We start from the raw sequence: 20,437 nt of genomic DNA, 5'->3' as shown, positions 1-20,437 counted from the left end.
ACAATGGCTGAAAACAACAACGTTCCCGCATGGGATCCTCAGCAGCCGGATTCGGGCCGTACGCCCAATGCCGCATTGCACGATCCGCTGCTGGCGCAGACCGAGGCCCCGACCCCGACCTCCGAGCAGGAGACGGAATCCATCACGCCGGTCGAGCGCAACAACGAGCAGCCGACCGAGGCGCTGCCGGTCGCCGGCGCCGGCGCCGATACTGCGGCAGGCGCCGAGCAGGGCGCTGCCGCCGCTTCGGGAGAGGAGGCCTCCGCGGCCCCCGCCGCCGACGTCCAGCCCACGCAGGCGTTCCCCGCACCGACTTCGGCTCCGGTCGCGCCGTCGGTGCCCTCGCCGTTCGGCGCCGCGCCCGCCCAGCCGGCGGCTCCGACACAGACTTCGCAGATTTCCCCGGCCGGATACCAGCCCGCGCCGCAGTACGGCGCCTACGGCCAGCCGCAGCAGTCGCAGTCCAACGGCGGTGCGCAGCAGCCGACGCAGCCGAACGGCCAGCCGCTGTACCGTCCGGCGCCTGAATACGGCGCCTACGGTCCGGTGCCCACGCAGAACCAGCAGCCCGATGCCAATGGCAACGGCGGTGCGGCAGGCAATGGCGGCAGTGGCTCCGGCAACGGCGGCGGCTCGCCGTTCAACCCGTTCCGCAATCCCGGCCAGCAGCCGAATGGCGGCAATAATGGCGGCAACGGTGGCAACAACGGCGGTCCGCTTCCACCGAATCCGAACGGCGGCAACGCCCGCGGCATCTCCCCGGTCCTCACCGCCGTGGTCGCGGCGGTCGTGGCCGTGGCCGTCAGCCTCGGTCTCGGCTTCGCGGCCCTGACCGGCGGCTGGGTCTCCCTGCCCACGTCGTCGTCCATGTCGTCGCTCAGCTCCGGCTCCGGTTCCGGCAGCGCCAAGGCCGAATCCGGCCAGGCCGTCGACTGGACGTCCGTCGCCAAGAAGGTCTCCGGCTCCGTCGTCGCCATCCAGACGCAGATTCAGTCCGGCGGTCAGACCGGCACCGCCAAGGGATCGGGCGCCATCATCTCCAAGGACGGCGACATCGTGACCAACAACCACGTCGTCTCCGGCGCCACGCAGATCCAGGTCACGCTCTCCGACGGCTCGCTCTACACGGCCAAGCTCGTCGGCACCGACGTCACCACCGATCTGGCGGTCATCAGGCTGCAGAACGCCCCGAGCGACCTCACCGTCGCCGAGTTCGCCGACTCCGACGAACTGGCCGTCGGCGAGAACGTCATGGCCATCGGCAACCCGCTCGGCTACGAGAACACCGCCACCACCGGCATCGTCTCCGCGCTGAACCGCCCCGTCACTGTGATGGATGACGACAACAACGAGATCGTGACCAACGCCGTGCAGCTCGACGCCGCCATCAACCCCGGCAACTCCGGCGGCCCGACGTTCAATGGCGCCGGCCAGATCATCGGCATCAACTCCTCGATCGCCACGTCGTCGTCCAGCTCCAGCTCGTCGTCGTCCAGCGGCTCCATCGGCATCGGCTTCGCCATCCCGTCCAACCTCGTCAAGCGCGTGACCAGCGAGATCATCAAGAACGGCAAGGTCAAGCATGTGGCGCTCGGCGTCACCGTCAAGACCGACACCGCCGAGGCGGACGGCGTCACCCGCGCCGGCAGCGCCGTGCAGAGCGTCGTCTCCGGCGGCCCGGCCGAGAAGGCCGGCGTCAAGAAGGGCGACGTGATCGTCGGATACAACGGCAAGACCGTCGGCTCCAACGCCTCGCTGCTCGGATACGTCCGCGCCACGGCCCTCAACGACACCGTCAAGCTCACGGTCGTCCGCGACGGCAAGACCATCGAACTGTCCGTCACGATGAACAAGGAGGAAAGCGCGGTCAACGGCTCGAACCGCTCCGAATCCAACGGCTACAGCAACAACAACCAGAACAACAACGGCAACTCCGACAACAACGGCAACTCCGACAACGGAGGAAGCGGCAGCGACCCGTTCAACTTCGGATGGTGATGATTCCCGCTGATCTGAGAATCCGCTGATTCGCTGATACGAAAAACGGCCCGGCAGGCGACTGCCCGGGCCGTTTTTCTATGCGATTGCGGCATACGCGTTCGTCGGTTGCGTTCATCGCGTTTGCCATCGTGACCATGCTCCATCGTGGTCGTGCTTGCCGTGGTCGTGCTTCGTCGGTGATCGCATTTGCGGCCGGCGCCGGCGTGTCCGCCGGCCGGCCGCTGGTATGGTGGCTACCGAAATAATTGAATATCGAAATCTTTACGCCGTGTATCACAACGGCGGCCATGGCCTTCGGCCGGCCGCACGTTGGGGTGGGTTAACAAGGCGTGATTATTGCAGCGCCGACAGCGCGCAATCACGTCCTACCCGATTCGATATCCATCGATATCATCGATACGCGGCATATCGCGGAATCCCCGCGCATACGCTCCCGGCTGGGATGTGGCTGACGCTGATGTCGGCCCCCTACAACCAGTGTAAGGAGCATCTGATGAGCACAGCCATCGGGAAACCCGACGAAAGACCCGTCGAAAAGCCTGGCGGGGAGTCTAGTGGAAAATCCATCGGGAACCCCATCAAACCCAACATCGCCGTTCGTGTCGTGCGCGCGTGCGGCCGCATCTGCCGGCAGGTGCCGCTGCTGCCGATCACCATCCTCTCCGCGTTCGTCGTGGCCGGACTGTGGGATTGGCGGCCGTGGGGGAGGCCGTTCTGGGGGGTCGATCCGAGCGTGGGGCAATGGCTGGTCATCGTGCTGGTCGTCTACACGGTGATTGATACGTTGCGTGGCATGATCGACGATATCCGGCACGGTCATGTGGGCGTGGACGTGCTCGCCGTCGTCGCAATCCTTTCCACCCTGGCCGTGCAGGAGTATTGGGCGAGCTGGGCCGTGGTGCTGATGATCAGCTCCGGCGAGGCCATCGAGGAATATGCGCAGGCCAAGGCCGAAAGCAGCCTGACCGCGCTGATGGAGGCAGCGCCGCAGACCGCGCATGTGGTGAACCTGCCGGGCGTCGTCGGGGGAGCTGCGGGAGCTGCGGGAGCTGCGGACGGGGTGAACCTGAGCGGCGGCGCTGACGGTGCTGCTGCGGGAGGTGCGGACGTCGGGAGCTTGGTGGCTGGTGCTGGTAGCGCGGACGGAGCGAATCCGGGCGGCGGCGCGGCATCGCATCTGCGCACGGTGCCGGTCGAACGGGTGCGACGCGGCGACGTGCTACAGGTGCTGCCGGGCGAGACCGTGCCCGTCGACGGCGAACTGCTCAGCGGTTCGGCCACGCTCGACCTTTCCAACATCAACGGCGAACCGATGCCGCGCGAGGTGTTCGTCGGCGCGCGCGTGATGTCCGGCGCGGTGAACGGCGCCACCATGCTCACCATGCGTGCCACCGAACTGTCGCGCGACTCGCAGTACCAGCGCATCCTCGAGCTTGTGCGGTCGGCGCAGAGCTCACGCGCCACCGTGGTCAAGACCGCCGACCTGCTGGCCGTGCCGTTCACCGTGGTCTCGTTCATCATCGCGTGTGCGGCGTGGATCATCTCCGGCGTGCCCACGCGATTCGCCCAGGTGCTCGTGCTCGCCACACCCTGCCCGCTGCTCATCGCCGCGCCCGTGGCCTACATGGCCGGCACGGGGCGGCTCGCCAAGGCCGGCATCCTCATCAAGGCGCAGGAGGTGCTGGAGAATCTCGGCCGCGTCTCGCACATCTTCTTCGACAAGACCGGCACGCTGACCGTCAAGAAGCCGCAGGTCGTGCGCGTGGACAAGCCGGTCGGCGTGGTGGCCGTGCCATCGGGTGTCGGTGCGGACGCTGTGGCTGGTGCGGGATCTGCCGAGGCGCCGTGCGTTGTCGGGGTATCGGGCGCATCAGGCGCGGCGCAGCCGTCGGTGTCTGCCGAGCAGGTAAGGCCCCGGTCCGCCGCACTCAACGAGGATCACATCCTCATGTTCGCCGGCGTGGTGGAAAGCTATTCGGTGCACATCCTCGCCAAGGGTATCGCCAAGGCGGGTGCGGCGGCGGTCGAACGGCTTCACGCGAAATACGATTCCGGCCAGCGCAATTGCCCCGAAAACGGACGTCCGGGCCATGGACGCGCATATCCGGTGGTCAGGCATATCGAGGAGGACGCCGGCAACGGCGTCAGCGGCGAGGTCGACGGCCATACCGTTCGCGTCGGACGATTCGGCTTCGTAACGGCCGGCATGCGCGGCATGGGTGCGGTCGCCGAACAGTTTGTCGTACTGCCGGGCGCATCGGCATCGTCTTCTGCTTCTGTGTCTGCTTCGGCTTCTGCATCGGCGTCTGCGGCAGCGTTGGCGGCGGAATCAGTGGCCACAGGGGCCACAGGCTCTTCGGATCCATCGGATTCGTCGCCCTCGTTGCCGGAACGGGCCGAGCGCGGCTTCCGCGCGGTATCCGCATCGGTTTCCGAGACTGCGGCGGCGAGGTCATCGGCCGACTCCGGCCCGCGCGGCGTCGGTGAGGTTCCGCGCAGCACGGGTTTCCGCAAGGTTCTCAAGGCGGACCGTTCTCGGTCGGCGGCCGTCTCATTGCGCGAACGGGCCGACAAGGCCGCCGCTCGCGCCCGGAACCATGCCATGCGCGATGCGCTCTTCCCTTCCGACCACTTCGCCGACCTCGCACCCGACGAAATGGCCGCCTACGTGGCCGTCGACGGCAGGCTCGTCGCGCGCATCGTCCTGAAGGACGTGCCGCGCGCCAATGCCAGGGAATCGTTGGAACGACTGCGTTCGCTGGGCGTCAATCGACTTTCCATGCTCACCGGCGACAAGGCCGCGTCGGCGAACGTCATCGCCGCTGAGGTCGGCATCGACGACGTCAAATCCGAACTGTTCCCCGAAGACAAGGTGGCGGCCGTGCGCGCGGCCACCGACGAGCAGCCGCGCAAGCAGCCGTGGTGGGATCGCGCGTTGCAGCGGTTCGTGGGCGAATCCACCACGAAATCCGTGACGATGATGGTGGGCGACGGCGTGAACGACGCGCCCGTATTGGCCGTCGCCGACATCGGCATGGCCATCACCGACGGCACGAGCACGGCCGCGTCGCAGTCCGCGCAGGTGGTCATCATGAACGACGACATCGCCGCCGTGCCGAACGCCGTCGCCATCGCGCGGCGCACCAAGCGCGTGATGATGCAGGCCGTGCTGCTGGGACTGGGACTGGCGCTGGTCGGCATGGTCTGCGCCGCGTTCAACCTGATTCCCGTGGTCGTCGGCGCGTTCATGCAGGAGGCCATCGACGTGGTCAGCATCCTCTGGGCCCTCACCGCGCTCGTGGACCGCGACTGACGCCGACGCTCCACGCAACGGACGGGAACCATGGGTTGGCTCTCGTCCGCTGCAACTTACGCAACCGATGGGAACCATGGGACGTTTCCGGTTCCTATCCGTTACGTGCTGCACAACCAGCAGGAACCGAGAAGTGCGTTAGGTTCCCATCGGTCGTAGCCTGCACAACCAACAGGAAGCGGGGAATGGGGCCGGTTCCCGTTCGTCGCGAGTGATGCAACGGATGGGACCCGTGACACATGGTAGGTTCCCATCGGTCGTGTTCTGCACAACCAACGGGAACCGAAAAGGTGCCGCGGTTCCCATTGGTTGCGTTTTGTATGACCAACGGGACCTGAGAAGATGCCGCGGTTGAAGGTTAGCGACGAAAGGGAACCGGGGGGAGTGCCGTGGTTCTCGCCGCCATAGCGGTTATAACGCATACGTGCGCAAAACCCGACGCTGAACACTACTTAGTGGCGGCTTTTGCGCACGAGTGCGTTATAACCACTGCTTAGCGGAGCTTTGCGTCGGTTATAACGCAAGCATGCGCAAAAGCCGACGCTGGGATGGTGCCAGGGGAGGTTATAACGCATGGATGCGTAAAACCCGCCTCGTGGCATCCCTACGAGACGGGTTTTACGGATGGGTGCGTTATAACCGACGCTATGCGGTGATTTCTCCGGCGATGGTAACCGACGCTATGCGGTGATTTCTCCGGCGATGGGCTTGGGAATCCATTCGGCGAGCTCACGGCCGCGCAATCCCTGCGAAAGCAGGAACACGATCTTGGCGTATGCGGCCTCGAGCGTCATGTCGCCCGTGCCGATCGCGCCCGCGCGGGCGATGGCGTCGCCGGCCTCGTAATGGCCGAGCAGCACCGTGGCCTGCTGGCACTGCGACGCCACGACCACGGGAATGTCCTCGGCGAGCAGCGCGGCAATCGCATCGGTCAGGCCCGGCTCGTCGCACGGCACGTTGCCCACGCCATACGCGCGAATCAGCACGGCCTCGGGTCGCGGCGTGAACATGGCCTCCAGACGGGCCGCCGTAATACCCGGCGCCATGTCGATGACGGCCACGTCGTGACGCGTATACGGCTTCGGGTCGGCCCATCCGAGGCCGCGGCTCTCATACGGTTCCCAATGCCACGGCGCACCCGTCTGCGCGAGCAGGCCGACCGACGGCGCGGCGAATCCCTCGAACGCCCACGACGACACCTTGCTCACGCGATTGCCGGCGATGAGATGATGGCCGAAGAACAGCGAGACGCCATGCGCGCGGCCGCTGAGCACGGCGTTGAGCGCGCCCGTCACGTTGGCCGTCGCGTCGGTCTCGACCATGCCGAGCGGGTACTGCGAGCCGGTGAACACCACGGGCTTGTCGAAATCCGTGAGCGCATACGAGACGGCGGCCGACGAATAGCTCATCGTATCGGTGCCGTGCAGGATGATGAACGCGTCGGCGTCGTCGTAATGCGAGCGCAGGTCGTCGACGATGGCCTGCCAGTTCGCGGGCGTGGCGTTCGACGAATCGATGAGCGGGTCGAGCTCGGTGAACGAGACCTGATCGGGAGCGATCTGCGTGCCGTTGATGAGGCCGTACAGCCAGCCGCGCATGTCGGCGCCGGGGACGAGTCCATGCGGCGAATCGACCATGCCGATCGTGCCGCCGGTATACGTGATATGAATGCGCATCATCGCGTCCTTTCCACGGTTGGGATTCCGCATTGGGAACTACGTATATGGATACGTATATATAGACAGAATAGGCTTGGCGGGCCCTTCGGCCTCGCATACGTCCGGCGGCTCCCGCCATTTGCGGGGAAGCCGGGGAGAGGGCGGGAACATTCCGCACCGTTCAAGCGCCCACCATTCGTGGGAGCCGCCGGAGGACCGGGGACGGAATCAGTCCTCGTTGGTGTCGAGCATCTCGTCCATGAGGTTGCCGTCGATGCGGCCGCGCACGTAGTACCAGCCGATGACCATCGCGATGACGACGACCACGAACAGCGCGAGCGTCCAACGGCCGGACGCGCTCGTGAGGTTCGAGATCACGACGATCGCGAAGAACAGCAGCGACACGTAATTCGTGTATGGGGCGCCGGGCATGCGGTACTCCGGACGCGTCTCCTCGCCGGCCTTGACCTTCTTGAGGAACGCAAGATGGGTGACGAGGATGGCGGCCCACGTGCCGGCGATGCCGATGCCGGCCAGGTTCATGATAATCTCGAACGCGTCGGCCGGCAGCACGGCATTGAGGACCACGCCGATCAGACCGAGGGCGGACGTGATGATGATGCCGCCGTACGGGATGTGATGCTTGTTCATGCGGGCGGCGAACTTCGGGCCCGAGCCGGCCACGGCCATCGAACGCAGCGTACGGCCCGTGGCGTACAGGCCGGCGTTCAGCGACGAGAGGGCGGCGGTGAGCACGACCACCTGGATCACGTCGCCGGCGTGCGGGATGCCGATGCCGGAGAAGAACGTGACGAACGGCGACTCGTTCGACGAGTAGGCGGTGTACGGCAGCACCAGCGCCATGAGGATGACGGAGCCGACGTAGAAGACGAAGATTCGGATGATCATCGAGTTGATGGCCTTCGGCAGGACCTGCTTGGCCTCCTTGGCCTCGCCGGCCGCGACGCCGACCATCTCGGTGCCGCCGAACGCGAAGACGACGCCCAGCGTGAGGGCGAAGACCGGGGCGATGCCCATCGGGAAGAAGCCGCCGTGCTCGGTGATGTTGGCGATGCCGGCATGGGTGTCGCCGACCGGGGCGCCCGTGACGATGGCCCAGATGGCGATGACCATGAACGCGATGATGGTGAACACCTTGATGGCGGCGAACCAGAACTCGGCCTCGCCGAACATCTTCACACTCATCATGTTGAGGATGAACACCAGCGCCAGCGCGCCGAGGGCCAGCACCCACTGCGGCACGACCTGGAACGCCTGCCAGTAGTGGAAGTACACGGCCACGGCGGTGATGTCGGCCATGACGGTGGTGGACCAGTCGAGGAAGAACATCCAGCCGGTCACGTACGCGCCCTTCTCGCCGAGGAACTCGCGGGCGTAGGAGACGAACGCGCCGGAGGACGGGCGGCGGATGGCGAGCTCGCCGAGCGCACGCACCATGAGGAACGCGAAGACGCCGCAGATGGCGTAGGCGATGGTCAGGCCCGCGCCGCCCTGCGACAGGCGGCCGCCGGCGCCGAGGAACAGGCCGGTGCCGATGGAGCCGCCGATGGCGATCATCTGGATGTGGCGGGGCTTGAGGTCCTTCGCGTAGCCGGCGTCGCTCTTGTCCTGCGTGACGTGGGTCTTCGTCGCGGTCTTCGTGGCCGCGGTCGTGGTTGCTGCGTCGGCGTTGGCCGGCTGATTGGCGGCGGTCGATGATGTGGCCGTCGTCACCTCTTCTTTCTTCTCTGTCATGACGTGTCCTTATATCGGTTGATATATCGGGGATATCCGCGAATCCGCAGTATTGGGGACATCGACGGGATATCGTGTCGGGCATGCGCATCGGCCGCGCGCGGGGCGCGACGGCCGTCGTAGATCGATGTACGCACAAACGTCAACATCATAGGACGGCGATTGGTCAACGGAGTTAACGATGGTTGATGGTCCGGTGTCTTGGCTCCCCCTGAGGATCAGGGGGAGCTGGTCGCCGAAGGCGGACTGAGGGGGTTTGGGATTTCGTATGGGAGTTGACATCGTCGTCGATGCGGGAACCGACGGCCTGTGACGATTGTCATATCCTCGTGAATCCCTCTGTTCCGTAAGCCTCAAATGCGTTACGCTGTAATGCGTGACTGAAAACAATGAACTTCGTATTGCCGTGATCGGCTCCGGCCCGGCCGGCGTATATTCCTCCGACATCCTGCTCAAGCAGCTCGCCAAGCGCAGCGAGGAGCTGGGTCTGCCCGCCACCGCGCGCATCGACCTGTTCGAGAAGCTGCCCGTGCCGTTCGGCCTGGTCCGCTACGGCGTGGCCCCCGACCATCCGTCCATCAAATTCATCGCCGGCGCGCTCGAGAAGACGCTCGACAACCCGAACATCCACCTGTACTGCGACGTGGAGTTCGGCAAGGACGTCACGCTCGACGAACTGCTCGCCCGCTACGACGCCGTGCTGTTCGCCACCGGCGCCGTGAAGGACAAGCCGCTCGGCCTGCCCGGCTCGGACCTCGAAGGCGTGTACGGCGCCGCCAAGTTCGTCGAATGGTACGACGGCTACCCCACCGGCGCTCGCGAATGGCCGCTTGACGCCGAGAACGTGGCCGTGATCGGCGGCGGCAACGTGGCCATGGACGTGGCGCGCGAGCTCATGCGCAACGCCGACGACCTCAAGGCCAAGACCGACATCCCCGACAACGTGTACGAGGGCATCCAGAAGAACAAGGCCAAGGTGCTGCACCTGTTCATCCGCCGTGGCGTGGCCCAGGCCAAGTTCTCGGTGCAGGAGCTTCGCGAGATGGAGAAGCTGCCCGGCGTGCAGCTCATCATCAACGAGGACGATTTCGACCTCGACGAGGAGACCATCGAGGTGGCCGGCAAGGACAAGCTCGCCCGCCAGATGGTCGAGGAGCTCTTCACCATCCGCGAGATGGCCGAGGACATGGAAGACGACGGCGACGTGGACTTCGAAGGCAACCCCGCCGACCGCAAGTACTACATCCACTTCAACTCCGCGCCCACCGAGGTGCTCGGCGAGGACGGTAAGGTGACGGGCATCCGCGTTGAGGTGACCGAGACCGGCGCCGACGGCAAGATGCACCGCACCGGCGAATTCGTGGACTACCCGGTCGAGGCCGTGTACCACGCCATCGGCTACAAGCCGGCCGAGGCTCCGGGCATCGCCTACGACGAGAAGGGTGCACACCTTGCCAACGCGAACGGCGACGGCCGCATCACGACCGAGGCCGACGGCGGCGAGGTGCGTCCGCGCCTGTACGCCACCGGTTGGGCCAAGCGCGGTCCGGTCGGCCTCATCGGTTCGACCAAGTCCGATGCGCTGATGATCGTGAACCACATGCTCGAGGACTTCGCCGCCGCCCCGGAGCACGGCCTGTTCGCCGAGGACCGCAACCCCGAGTCCATCGACGAGCTGCTTGCCGGCAAGGGCATCAGGCCCATCGACTTCGCCGGCTGGAAGCGCATCGACAAGTTCGAGCGCGCCGAAGGTGCGAAGGAAGGCCGCGAGCACAAGAAGGTCATCGAACCCGAGCAGATGCGCAAGCTCGCCGCCGGCGAGTGATGTAGCGCCGCCGCGCTGCGAGCCGGGGCGAGTGCGCCGCGTAGACCGAGGCGCGCCGCAGGCCGGGGTGAGCGGGCCGGGTGCGCCGTGTTGCGTAGGCCGACCCGCGTCCCTGCTTTCTTGGCCCCCTTCAGTGGGGGAGCAGGAGGTTAGGTTTTCGGCCTCTTTTGCTCGGCTCCCCTCCTTTGCAAGGAGGGGAGCTGTCGGCCCCAGGCCGACTGAGGGGAGGATGGCGCCCTCGCGCAGGTCGCTTTCGCGGCTTGCTCCCTTACAACAAGCCCGAAACCTCCGCCATCCGCTCCCAAGCCATGCAATGCCCAGCGGCTACACTGGGAGGCATGGCTGAACTCAATCCCCAGATGCTGGTGACTCTATGGCAGATCGAACGCTGTGGTTCGTTCTCCGCCGCCGCGAAGGCGCTGGGATGGAGCCAACCGGCAATCAGCCAGCAAATCAAGAAGCTTGAATCCCAATGCGGCATGCAGCTCGTCACCCGCACCGCGCGCGGCGTCGAACTCACACCGGCCGGGGCCATGCTGGCCCGTCACGGCGGCGCCATGGCCGACGAACTCGCCCAGGCGCAGCGCCAGCTCGAGGATTACCGTCGCGGCAGCTTCGCCCATCTGCGCATCGTCGCTCCGCCGTCCATCTGCTCGACCATCGTGGCGAAGACGGTCGTGCGCCTCAGCATCGCCAACGAAAAGGCCCGGCGGTCCGACGAATCCGGCGCGATCGGCAGCGAGAACGGGGCCGTGGCAAACGGAGCCGTGGCAAACGCCGCAGCTGCCGGCACCACGCCGCGTCTTGAAATCAGCCTCGCACAGATGGAGCCGCCGGAAGCCATCGAACAGGTGACCGGAGGCGAGGCCGACGCGGCCATCATCTTCCGCTACGATACGCTCCCGCACTTCCTGCGCATCGACGAATCCCTGCATTTCGAACCGCTCGGCGCCGACCCGCTACGGCTGCTGGTGCGCCGTGCGAGCGCCATCGGCAAGGCGTACGAACGGAACCATGAACCGGTCGACCTCACCGCCGCGCACGACGAGGCATGGATCGCCGGCTGCGCCACATGCCGCGCCAACCTGCTCAAGCTCGCCGCCCGCGCCGGATTCCAGCCCGACATCCGCCACTCCACCGACGACTACTGGGCCACGCAGAATCTGGTGGAGATGGGCATGGGCGTCTCCATCGTGCCCACGCTCGACACGAAGATCCATGTGCAGGACGATCTTGTGGCCTGCACGCTGCGTGACGCCAACGCCAGCCGCCAGGTCGGCATCCTCACGCGCGCCAACGATACGCGCGAATCCCTCGGCCTGCTGCGCAGCGAGCTCGCCGAAACCGCCCGGCACTACCTCCAGCCGCTCCCGGCCGCCGAATAAACGGCAAAATGTTGAGTTGTGAGGCTTTGCCTTTGGGCAATCCGATGGTCCGAAAACGAAAACCGCGATTTTTCAACGTTTCTTTCGGCCGTGGTTGAGCGAATTTCCACGGTTTCTCGGAGCAAAGCCTCACAACTCGCATTTTTGATCTGAAGCTCGGCGTTTCGCAGGTATGAGCAGCGTTAACATCTGATATTCAGCAAATCTCCAGTCTCGATAGTTACGTTTGGTCCCATGGACCGAGAAATTCGCGTGCGTGGTCATTTCAACGGTTTGAAGACCACGCTGTTGTTTGCGCTGATGTGGGCGATCATCATGCTCATATGGTGGCTCACCGGCGGCAGCCGAGGAACGCTCGGCATCTATATCTGCATCGGCCTCGGCACCACGTTCGTTTCGTATTGGTTCTCCGACAAGCTCGCCATCGCATCGATGGGCGCGCGCCAGGTCTCCGAGCAGGAGGCGCCGGGACTGTACCGCATCGTCCGCGAACTCTCCGCCCGTGCCGGCAAGCCCATGCCGCGCATCTACATCGCGCCCACGATGTCGCCCAACGCGTTCGCCACCGGCCGCAACGAACGCCATGCGGCGGTCTGCTGCACGCAGGGCATTCTCCAACTGCTCAACGAACGCGAGATTCGCGGCGTGCTCGGCCATGAGCTCATGCACGTTTACAATCGCGATATTCTCACCGGCGCCATCGCATCGGCCATGTCCACGGTGATCACCTACCTCGGCTATTCGCTCATGTATTTCGGTGGCGGAAGCGACCGAGACGGCGAGAATCGCGGCGGCGGCCTCATCGGTCTATTGGTCAGCATGATTCTCGCGCCGATCGGCGCATCGCTCATTCAGATGGCCATCAGCCGCACGCGTGAATTCGACGCCGACGAGGACGGCAGCCGTCTGACCGGCGATCCCGAGGCGCTGGCCTCGGCATTGAGCAAGATCGACGCCGGCGTGCAGATGTCGCCGATGCGCCAGACCGCCGGCACGCAAAGCGCCGCCGCGCTGATGATCGCCAATCCGTTCTCCGCCGGCGGTTTCAGCCGGCTGTTCTCCACTCATCCGCCGACCGAGGAGCGCATTCGCCGGCTCATGCAGATGAGCTACGAGCTGCGGCAGGCCGGAGCCGTGCCCGGCCAGCGCATCTCACTGCGATAGACGGTTGCGATGGGTAGCCGATACGACCGTTGTATGGACTGTACAACACGTCGATTGAATGATTCCCCCATTGCATGCTACTCGCCTGCCAGATAGGGCTCCACGAAGGCAAGATTGCTGCCGCGTTCGAGCGAATGGAGGTCCTGCATCGCGTATCGCCAGGATTCCTCCCATGTTTCTGGATTGCCATGTATGCGGCGTAATGATTGAAGAGTCGTTGCGAACAGGCTCGGATCTTTCGTGAAGCGATTCGCCAGTTTGATGGCGCCGCTTTGTTTGTGTCGAGCGTCCAGATTATCGATTCTTCCGAGGAACGCGTGCTCGAGATTGCGGCTGACATAGAACAGTCGGTAGGGAATCATAAGCGTGGAACGGCCCGATTTTTTCTTGAAGCCGCTGAATTTCAGCAAAGTGTTCACGCCGTTTCTTTTAATCGTTCGGTCGGCTACCAAGGCGGTACGATTCCGTGTAATGATGCCGGTCGTTGAGTATTGGGTACCGCCGGCAGCGGGATTCTCCACTACACAGTCGTCTGGCGTGAACGCTCCATCCAGATCGCATATTTGGAGAACATGGCCGAGCTGACTCCATGTGTAGTCGCGGTCTTTGAGATAGTGCTCCACAAGTTCACGCACCGTCTGAGAGGGGTTGTCCGCCGGGTAGAATCCGTTGCTTCTGTAGAATTCCCCGCTGTGGTTGGGCGCAGTCAATACGTCGCAGTGGAATTCCTGTCCCTGAAACCGGCGATGTTCAATCAATGCCGAGAAAGCGGGCACAAGCAGGTTGGCGTCGCTTGTGCCTTCCACCACCAGCAGCACGATTTTGCGCTTAGCCACGGTCCTCCTCCGTTCCGGCGTTGTTGAGTTCGGCCAAAGCGCCGTCGATGTCGTCATCCTCGTCGGGATGACCTGCGGCGTAGAGGCTATTGCCGAACATGCGGGGAGTGGGCGAATCGTAGATGTCCGGACCGTTCCAGCCGAGTTCGCTGGCCGTCAGGTACCGCCTGCGCTGGTTGTTCGTGGCGGACTTTCGTGGAATGGTCGTGAACCGATTGTCGGGGTTCGTTACCGTTGTACGGATGCAGCTGTTCGGCAGTACCTCCAGCGCTCGCAGGTTATGGGCCGTGAACACCAGTTGCCCCGCGCAACCGTTCGCGAGCTGGTATAGCATGTCGCCGAGCAGTAGTTCGAACACTCCCGAGTCGAATTCGTCCACGGCAACCAACGCGCTCTCGTCGTTGTATGCATGCTTCAGATAGCCAAGCAGCGCGGTGATGCGGATGATTCCTTCACTTTCACAGCGGAAAGGAACGGTAACGTCGCCTCTGTGCGAGAACAGTTCCGCAGTAACCCGGTCCTCGCCATCCTTGCCGGATGGTGCGGTACCGGTCTTCAGCGAGACATGCAGTCCGGGCACGATGGTGGGCAGGATGCGATCGAAGGATTCCACGGTCTCCCCGAGCCGCTTCGCTTGGCCGGGGGTCAGCGGATTGGGCTGTAGCAGATCGAACAGGAATTCCGTGTTACGTCCTTCGGAGTTCTCTTCCATGATGGGGATAAGTGCATACGCGGCATAAGAGCCTCGTCTGGTGGTGGAGACGAATATGTCGTTGGTCGCGTAATCGCATAGAGCCTTGCGCAGATGTACGAATTCATCGAAATGTTCGTTGATGTACGCCAATGATCTGGAGGATATGCTCTTCGTCTTGCATGCGCACGTCACCAACCAGTCAATCAGGAATTCGGAATCTGTTCGGTCATCAAGTGTGGCGCATCGAGAGAACAGGAAGGAGCGGCCCTCCATGTATGCGCGATCCGCCGTGCGGGGCACGACGGTTTTTGCCGCGGCGATCGCCTCGATGGAGCGCCATACGTAGGCCGGGGTCGATACGAATCCTCCGGTTTGGGAATCCTCCATTCTGTGTCCCAGCACTTCCCTGCCCAGGCGTGAGGGGTTGTCGCCGATGCGGATCGACTCTGCCACGACTCGGGCTCGTGTCGAATCTGGATTCGCCTTACGTATGGAAACTTTGTATTCAAGATAGCTGGGCTTCTGCCTTTCTCCGATGAGGAAAGTCGCCGTCATGGCAGCCAGACCCGTGCTGGCGTTGACGACATCGCCGGCGGTCTCCGGCAGCATCGCTCCGGAAAGCAGTGCACGTAACATGCCGATGGCATCGATGACGGTGGTTTTGCCCGACCCGTTCTGGCCGTAGATGCCCGTCACGCTGCCGCCGGCGGGCAGGTCATCGAAATTCAAGACGCCGTGCGATATGTTCCTCATGTTGTCTAGAACCAGTTTTTTCAAACGAATCATCGCATTGCCATTCTATAAAGTCTAAAAATCAATTTTTTATTGATATGCGTGAATATTATATAACAGAAGTTATATGTAGGCTATCTGAGGTTTATCTATTTCGTAGCGTTCGATACTCGGCATACGCTGTGCTAGACTGATGCTTTGTGCAAACGTGCGGCTGATGGCCGTATGATTGCGCGTTTCTGCGGACGTAGTTCATCGGTAGAATGAAAGCTTCCCAAGCTTTAGAGGCGGGTTCGACTCCCGTCGTCCGCTCCACTCGGGACCGTTGGAATTCCAACGGTCCTTTTGTTTTTCGAGGATGGAAAAACGTCGGTTGCGTCCATAAAAAGGCGCGGAAAAGGCACGGTTCATTGGGGGTATCGGGAACGGTGCTGCGCCGAACGGCGGTGCCGGCCTTCTGCGGATGGCGTGAATCGTTGAATATTCATGGGTTTTGCCTGGTATCGGGGATTGGGCGCCGATTATATCGGGGGTATTGACGGGGTATTGTCAAAAGTCTGGGGGGTGGGCACCCTATACTTTCGACCAGAACTGCATAGGCGCTGATGGGGAAAACCGGCATCCGTGCGGTGAGGAATTGTGAAGGAGAGTAGAGGTTATGAGCCAGATGAGGAAAATGCCGGGGGGGGGCTTTCGTCTGATCTCCCGTATTGCGGCCTGCTCGGTTGCCGGGGCAATGCTGCTGGCCGGCGTGCCGGTCGCGTTCGCCGCTGACGACCCGACCGCAGCCGAAGGGACCGTGTCGACCCAGTCGCAGCAAACCCAGTCGCAGTCGCAGCAGGGGCAGGCGGGCGATAATTCGGCAACGAATTCCGAAACGTCGAAGAACACGTCGAAGACGACCGGTTCCGGCTCCGCCTCCAGTGACGCCGCCTCGAAGAGTGCCACACAGTCCAAGTCCAGCGCCGCGAAGAAGCAGGCCTCCGCTCAGAAGAGCAAGGCGGCCGATGGCAGCAGCTTCAAGTCTGCCGCAAAGTCGAAGTCGAGCAGTGCGGCGACGTCCGGCACCAACGCGACGAACGATACGCAGTCCTACGAAACGTTCAAGAGCAGTCGCGCCGCACGAGCCGCTTCGAACACTCAGGAATGCGTCCCTGGTAATCAGCTGCAGTGGGGCGGCGAGAATGTGCTGTCTACGGATGCCGGTGCTTCCATTTATGTCGATGGCAACTTGTTTGCATCGGTTCCGCCGGAGCAGACCCTTAAGAATGGCGATAATGTGAATTTCCAGTCCGGCTCTGCCGGATACTTTGTCGAATCTGAAGGCGTTACCGTGGTTCGCGGAAACCTAGCGACCTACAGGGGAACGCAGGGTTACGGTAATGATTCCGATACCCTTATGGGTGGTCGTGTATCGTGGGGATCGGGTCATCCAACACCCAATCATGGAACGGGACTGGCAGTGGGAGGGGCCGCCAATTCTTATGGTGGCCGTATTTATTCGCCTGGCTCATACGACAGTGTTCAGAAAAAATGGCTGGGCGTGAATGCGCGTATCGGTGGAAGTAATTATCACGCCGGTAATTTTTCTCCACTGTCTTCTGCTGTGAATGTGACTGATGACGGCCAAATCAGTCAGAACATGGGCACTGAAAAAGCTCTCAGCGATGTGAACGGTGTTGACTACAACAATTTCGGTGCGGCAATCAAGGACTTTTCAAAGACCTTGGCCAATACCAAGTCCGGCAACGGCATTGCCTATGACAATGTTCATTTCGCCAAAGCCTCTGTTGAGGCGGCGCCCAGCGCCGGTGTGAGTAAATGGTACCTGGGTATAGACGAACCCCGATACGATTGGCAAAGCGATGGCGACCCGCGAACCGATCGTAAATTCGTCCAGAGTGTAAATGCGTATCGGCGATACACCCAGTTGTCAGATATTCGCGAGGTGCATGTCACTTTCAAGGGCGACGGCAGCAAGGAGAATAAGCTTCAGGTATTCACTCTGGACATGGCTAAGGTGAATGCGCTGTTCAAAAGCAGCAATGCCACCGGTGTCTACTACGACTTCCAGGACATCCCCTCCGGCGCCTCCGTGCTGGTGAACGTGACCGGTGCCGATTCCAACGGCAACCTGACCATGAACACCGGCTGGCGATTCGGCTGGAACGGCGAGGACGTTCAAAAGGGTAGTGAGATAGACAATAACTTTGCCGTGGCGTCCGGTTCGATCATGTGGAACTTCCCTGATGTGACCGGCACGCTGAAGATTCACAATGGCGACAAGTGGAAGACCGTTCCGAACAGCACGAAGAAGGAACTTGGCGATTACTACAAGATGTATGCCAATGGCTACGAGGACGATAATGCCAGCGGTGATTCCGCTGCCGGACTTCTTGGCAGCGTTCTTGCGGCAAATGCCAAGGAAACGCAGACGTGGGTGAGCACCAACGGACGTCTGTATGTTGGCGGTGATTTGTGGCTGTCGCAGCTCTACCCGCAGAACCTCAAGCGTGCGGACGGCAACCATGGTCTTGGTGTGGGCATGGCTCAGGAACACCACAATCTTCCTTGGACCGGCAGCGCCATCACCTCCTGCCGCGGTTCCGATACCGGCGGCGTGCAGTGGTCGAAGGTCGATGCCGACGATCGCGGACAGGCGCTGCCGGGCTCCAAGTGGCAGCTCGCCAAGGGCTCCACGAACATGGAAGTGGTCGACAACGGAAGCTCCGACAAGGACGCACTTCCTGGCTACCTGCAGGTGACCGGTCTTGAAGCGGGCACATGGACTCTCAAGGAGACATGGGCTCCTGACGGATACACCAAGGACAACACCACTTATACGTTTACCGTGTCCAATGGTAAAATCACCACCCTTACCGTGAACGGCAATACCGACGGCAAGGTGCCCAATACGCGCATCAAGGGCGCGGTGATGTGGAACAAGGTGGATGCGGATACGCAGACCCGTCTCGCCGGCTCCGAATGGCATATCAGCAGCGACGATGGAAACGTGCAATGGGACGTGGTCGACAATGGCGACCACGATCGCAACGACACCAACGGTGAGTTCCTGGTGTCTGGCCTGCCGACCGGTACCTATCAGATTTGGGAGACCAAGGCGCCGGACGGCTACAACAAGTCGGATGCTATATACAGGTTCACCATCACGGCGAACACCACCGAGAGCAATCCCGCCAAGCTGAGGGGCGAGCCTTCCGGCACCACCTACGAGTCCGTACCGAACGAAAAGCAGACCGGCTCTATCAGCTGGTACAAGCGCCCGTCCGACAGCATCAGCGCTCGTCTGGCTGGCTCGGAGTGGGAGCTCACCGGACCGTGCGCCGCCTCGACCGGTGATTGCACCGAAGGCACCACAGGCGCGAAGACCATTACGGTGAAGGACAAGACCCCGAACTCGGACGGCGAAAACGACACGAATTCGGCCGTCGGCGAGTTCAAGGTCGGGTCGCTCGCATCCGGCCGGTACACCCTGCGTGAGACGAAGGCCCCGGACGGCTACATCCTGAGCACCGAAACCTACACGGTGACGGTGGAGGGCAACAAGGACACCGAAGTGTCTACGCTCGGCTCGGGCATCGTCAACCACAAGGGCATTCCGATTAGCTGGCGTAAGACCGATGCCGAAGATGCGGATACCCTGCTGAAGGGTTCCGTATGGACGCTCAAGTGCGAGTCCGAATGCCCGTCGGATGACCCGTTCAAGAACGGCGTGGACGTGTCGGACAACGGCTCGTACGACCAGGACTCGAAGGACGGTTCCTTCAGGGTGCTGATTCAGGAGACCGGCGCCCCGTTTTCCACCGGTTCCATTACGACCACATACTCCCTGACCGAGAAGACCGCGCCTGACGGATACGAGAAGGTCACCGGCGTCTACAAGCTGCAGGTCGTCACCACGAGGACCGGCAGCATGATCATGGGCAAGGTCACCCGTGCCTACTCGTGGCTGGCGCCGAACGGCGATACCGTGGCCGGGCCGACCACCACGCCGGAAGACCTGAGCATCGACATCACCAACCGTCTGAAGCCGGGCTCGCTGGTGTGGTACAAGGTCGACAATGCGGAGGATGCCTCGTCCACGAACTTCCTCACCGGTTCGGAATGGAAGCTGCGCGCGGTGAAGCCGGTCGCCGGCACGGGCACGGACTGGTCCGCATGCTCGTACGGCGTCGGCTGCGACATCAAGGCCGGTTCATCGGTACTGACGCAGGGCATACCGGACGGCGTGTTCATGGTGCCGAACCTCAAGCCGGGCGACTACGTGCTCGAGGAGACGAAAGCCCCGACCGGGTACTATCTGCCGTCCGATCCGCCGAAGTACACGGTGACCGTCAAGCCGGGCGTCGGCACGGCAGTGGGCTCGAACAACGGTCGAATCGGCAACTCGATGCCGGTGCAGCCGATGTGGACGAAGATCAGCTCCGCGGATTCGGGGAAGCTGCTGCCCGGATCGGAATGGCAGCTGACGAACACGCGCAACTCCTATGACACCATCTCGGTCGTCGACAACGGAGATTCGGATCTCGACAGTCGGGATGGCTGGCTGAAGGTGCAGATCACCCCGACCCGATACGCCACCAAGGACGATCCGATCCAGTACAAACTGGTCGAAACCAAGGCCCCGGACGGCTACCGGCTCGACACGACCGAACGCGTGCTGAGCGTGTGGTATGACTCGAGCTCCACGTCCACCAACAAGTGGCAGTGGAAGTGGACGGACCGTGCCAGCGCAGGTCAGGTGCTTCCGGTCCCGAACCGTCCGTTCCTGTCCTTCCTGCCCCTCACCGGCGGCGATGGAACGGCCCGCGCGTGGCTGATCGTCGGCGGCGGCATCGGACTGATCGCCGCGCTCGCCGGGGCGATCTGGAACGAATGGCGTCGTCGCAAGACGGTGACGATGATCTGACATTGAAAAGAGACTTCCGTGGCATGCGGCATTGCGTGCGACGGATGCGATTAGGCCGTTCGGCAGCGGAGTTCATTGGCGTGAGAAACGCCGCCGAACGGGTTGATTGCGGTTGGTAACCAACAACAATCAGCTCCTCATCCT

General features: G+C 62.8%; 10 protein-coding genes and 1 tRNA gene. 7 read left to right on the top strand and 4 right to left on the bottom strand.

Features of this window, described 5'->3' with window-relative positions:
- Nucleotides 1–3 precede the first annotated feature (3 nt).
- Together CS006_RS03350 and CS006_RS03345 are read left to right on the top strand one after the other, a co-directional pair.
- Nucleotides 4–1,998, top strand: coding sequence for a S1C family serine protease (locus CS006_RS03350; protein ID WP_100510322.1), 1,995 nt, complete (start codon nucleotides 4–6; stop codon nucleotides 1,996–1,998).
- A 496-nt stretch (nucleotides 1,999–2,494) separates the two neighbouring features.
- Complete coding sequence (locus CS006_RS03345; RefSeq protein WP_100510321.1) at nucleotides 2,495–5,314, top strand: HAD-IC family P-type ATPase; 2,820 nt, start codon at nucleotides 2,495–2,497, stop codon at nucleotides 5,312–5,314.
- Nucleotides 5,315–5,994: 680 nt separating this feature from the next.
- Here CS006_RS03345 and CS006_RS03340 read toward each other — a convergent pair.
- Nucleotides 5,995–6,990 (bottom strand): asparaginase, encoded by a 996-nt coding sequence (locus CS006_RS03340; RefSeq protein ID WP_100510487.1) that lies wholly within the window; start codon nucleotides 6,988–6,990, stop codon nucleotides 5,995–5,997.
- 210 nt (nucleotides 6,991–7,200) lie between these two features.
- Complete coding sequence (locus CS006_RS03335; protein ID WP_100510320.1) at nucleotides 7,201–8,727, bottom strand: amino acid permease; 1,527 nt, start codon at nucleotides 8,725–8,727, stop codon at nucleotides 7,201–7,203.
- A 376-nt stretch (nucleotides 8,728–9,103) separates the two neighbouring features.
- Here CS006_RS03335 and CS006_RS03330 point away from each other — a divergent pair, with 376 nt between their 5' ends.
- The 3 genes from CS006_RS03330 (at nucleotide 9,104) to htpX (ending at nucleotide 13,101) form a co-directional block, all read left to right on the top strand.
- Entirely contained in the window at nucleotides 9,104–10,552 is a 1,449-nt protein-coding gene (locus CS006_RS03330) for an FAD-dependent oxidoreductase (protein ID WP_100510319.1), read from the top strand.
- A 338-nt stretch (nucleotides 10,553–10,890) separates the two neighbouring features.
- Nucleotides 10,891–11,937: a LysR family transcriptional regulator gene (locus tag CS006_RS10930; protein WP_243386645.1), complete on the top strand. Its 1,047-nt coding sequence runs from the start codon at nucleotides 10,891–10,893 to the stop codon at nucleotides 11,935–11,937.
- 234 nt (nucleotides 11,938–12,171) lie between these two features.
- On the top strand, nucleotides 12,172–13,101 hold the full coding sequence (htpX, locus tag CS006_RS03315; RefSeq protein ID WP_100510318.1) for a zinc metalloprotease HtpX: 930 nt from the start codon (nucleotides 12,172–12,174) through the stop codon (nucleotides 13,099–13,101).
- A gap of 77 nt (nucleotides 13,102–13,178) precedes the next feature.
- Here htpX and CS006_RS03310 read toward each other — a convergent pair whose 3' ends face one another.
- On the bottom strand, nucleotides 13,179–13,937 hold the full coding sequence (locus CS006_RS03310; protein WP_100510317.1) for a hypothetical protein: 759 nt from the start codon (nucleotides 13,935–13,937) through the stop codon (nucleotides 13,179–13,181).
- Nucleotides 13,930–15,417, bottom strand: coding sequence for an AAA family ATPase (locus tag CS006_RS03305; protein ID WP_100510316.1), 1,488 nt, complete (start codon nucleotides 15,415–15,417; stop codon nucleotides 13,930–13,932). The genes CS006_RS03310 and CS006_RS03305 overlap by 8 nt, the downstream gene beginning before the upstream one ends.
- Nucleotides 15,418–15,604: 187 nt before the next feature.
- Between CS006_RS03305 and CS006_RS03300 the strand changes: the two genes are divergently transcribed.
- Together CS006_RS03300 and CS006_RS03295 are read left to right on the top strand one after the other, a co-directional pair.
- Nucleotides 15,605–15,678: transfer RNA gene (locus tag CS006_RS03300), tRNA-Gly, on the top strand.
- 343 nt (nucleotides 15,679–16,021) lie between these two features.
- Entirely contained in the window at nucleotides 16,022–20,293 is a 4,272-nt protein-coding gene (locus CS006_RS03295; RefSeq protein ID WP_133119524.1) for a SpaA isopeptide-forming pilin-related protein, read from the top strand.
- Nucleotides 20,294–20,437 lie beyond the last annotated feature (144 nt).

This window comes from Bifidobacterium primatium (assembly GCF_002802875.1).
Classification (GTDB): Bacteria; Actinomycetota; Actinomycetes; order Actinomycetales; family Bifidobacteriaceae; genus Galliscardovia; species Galliscardovia primatium.
Note: the sequence above shows the minus strand (reverse complement) of the source record. Positions and strands in the feature narration are given on the sequence as shown.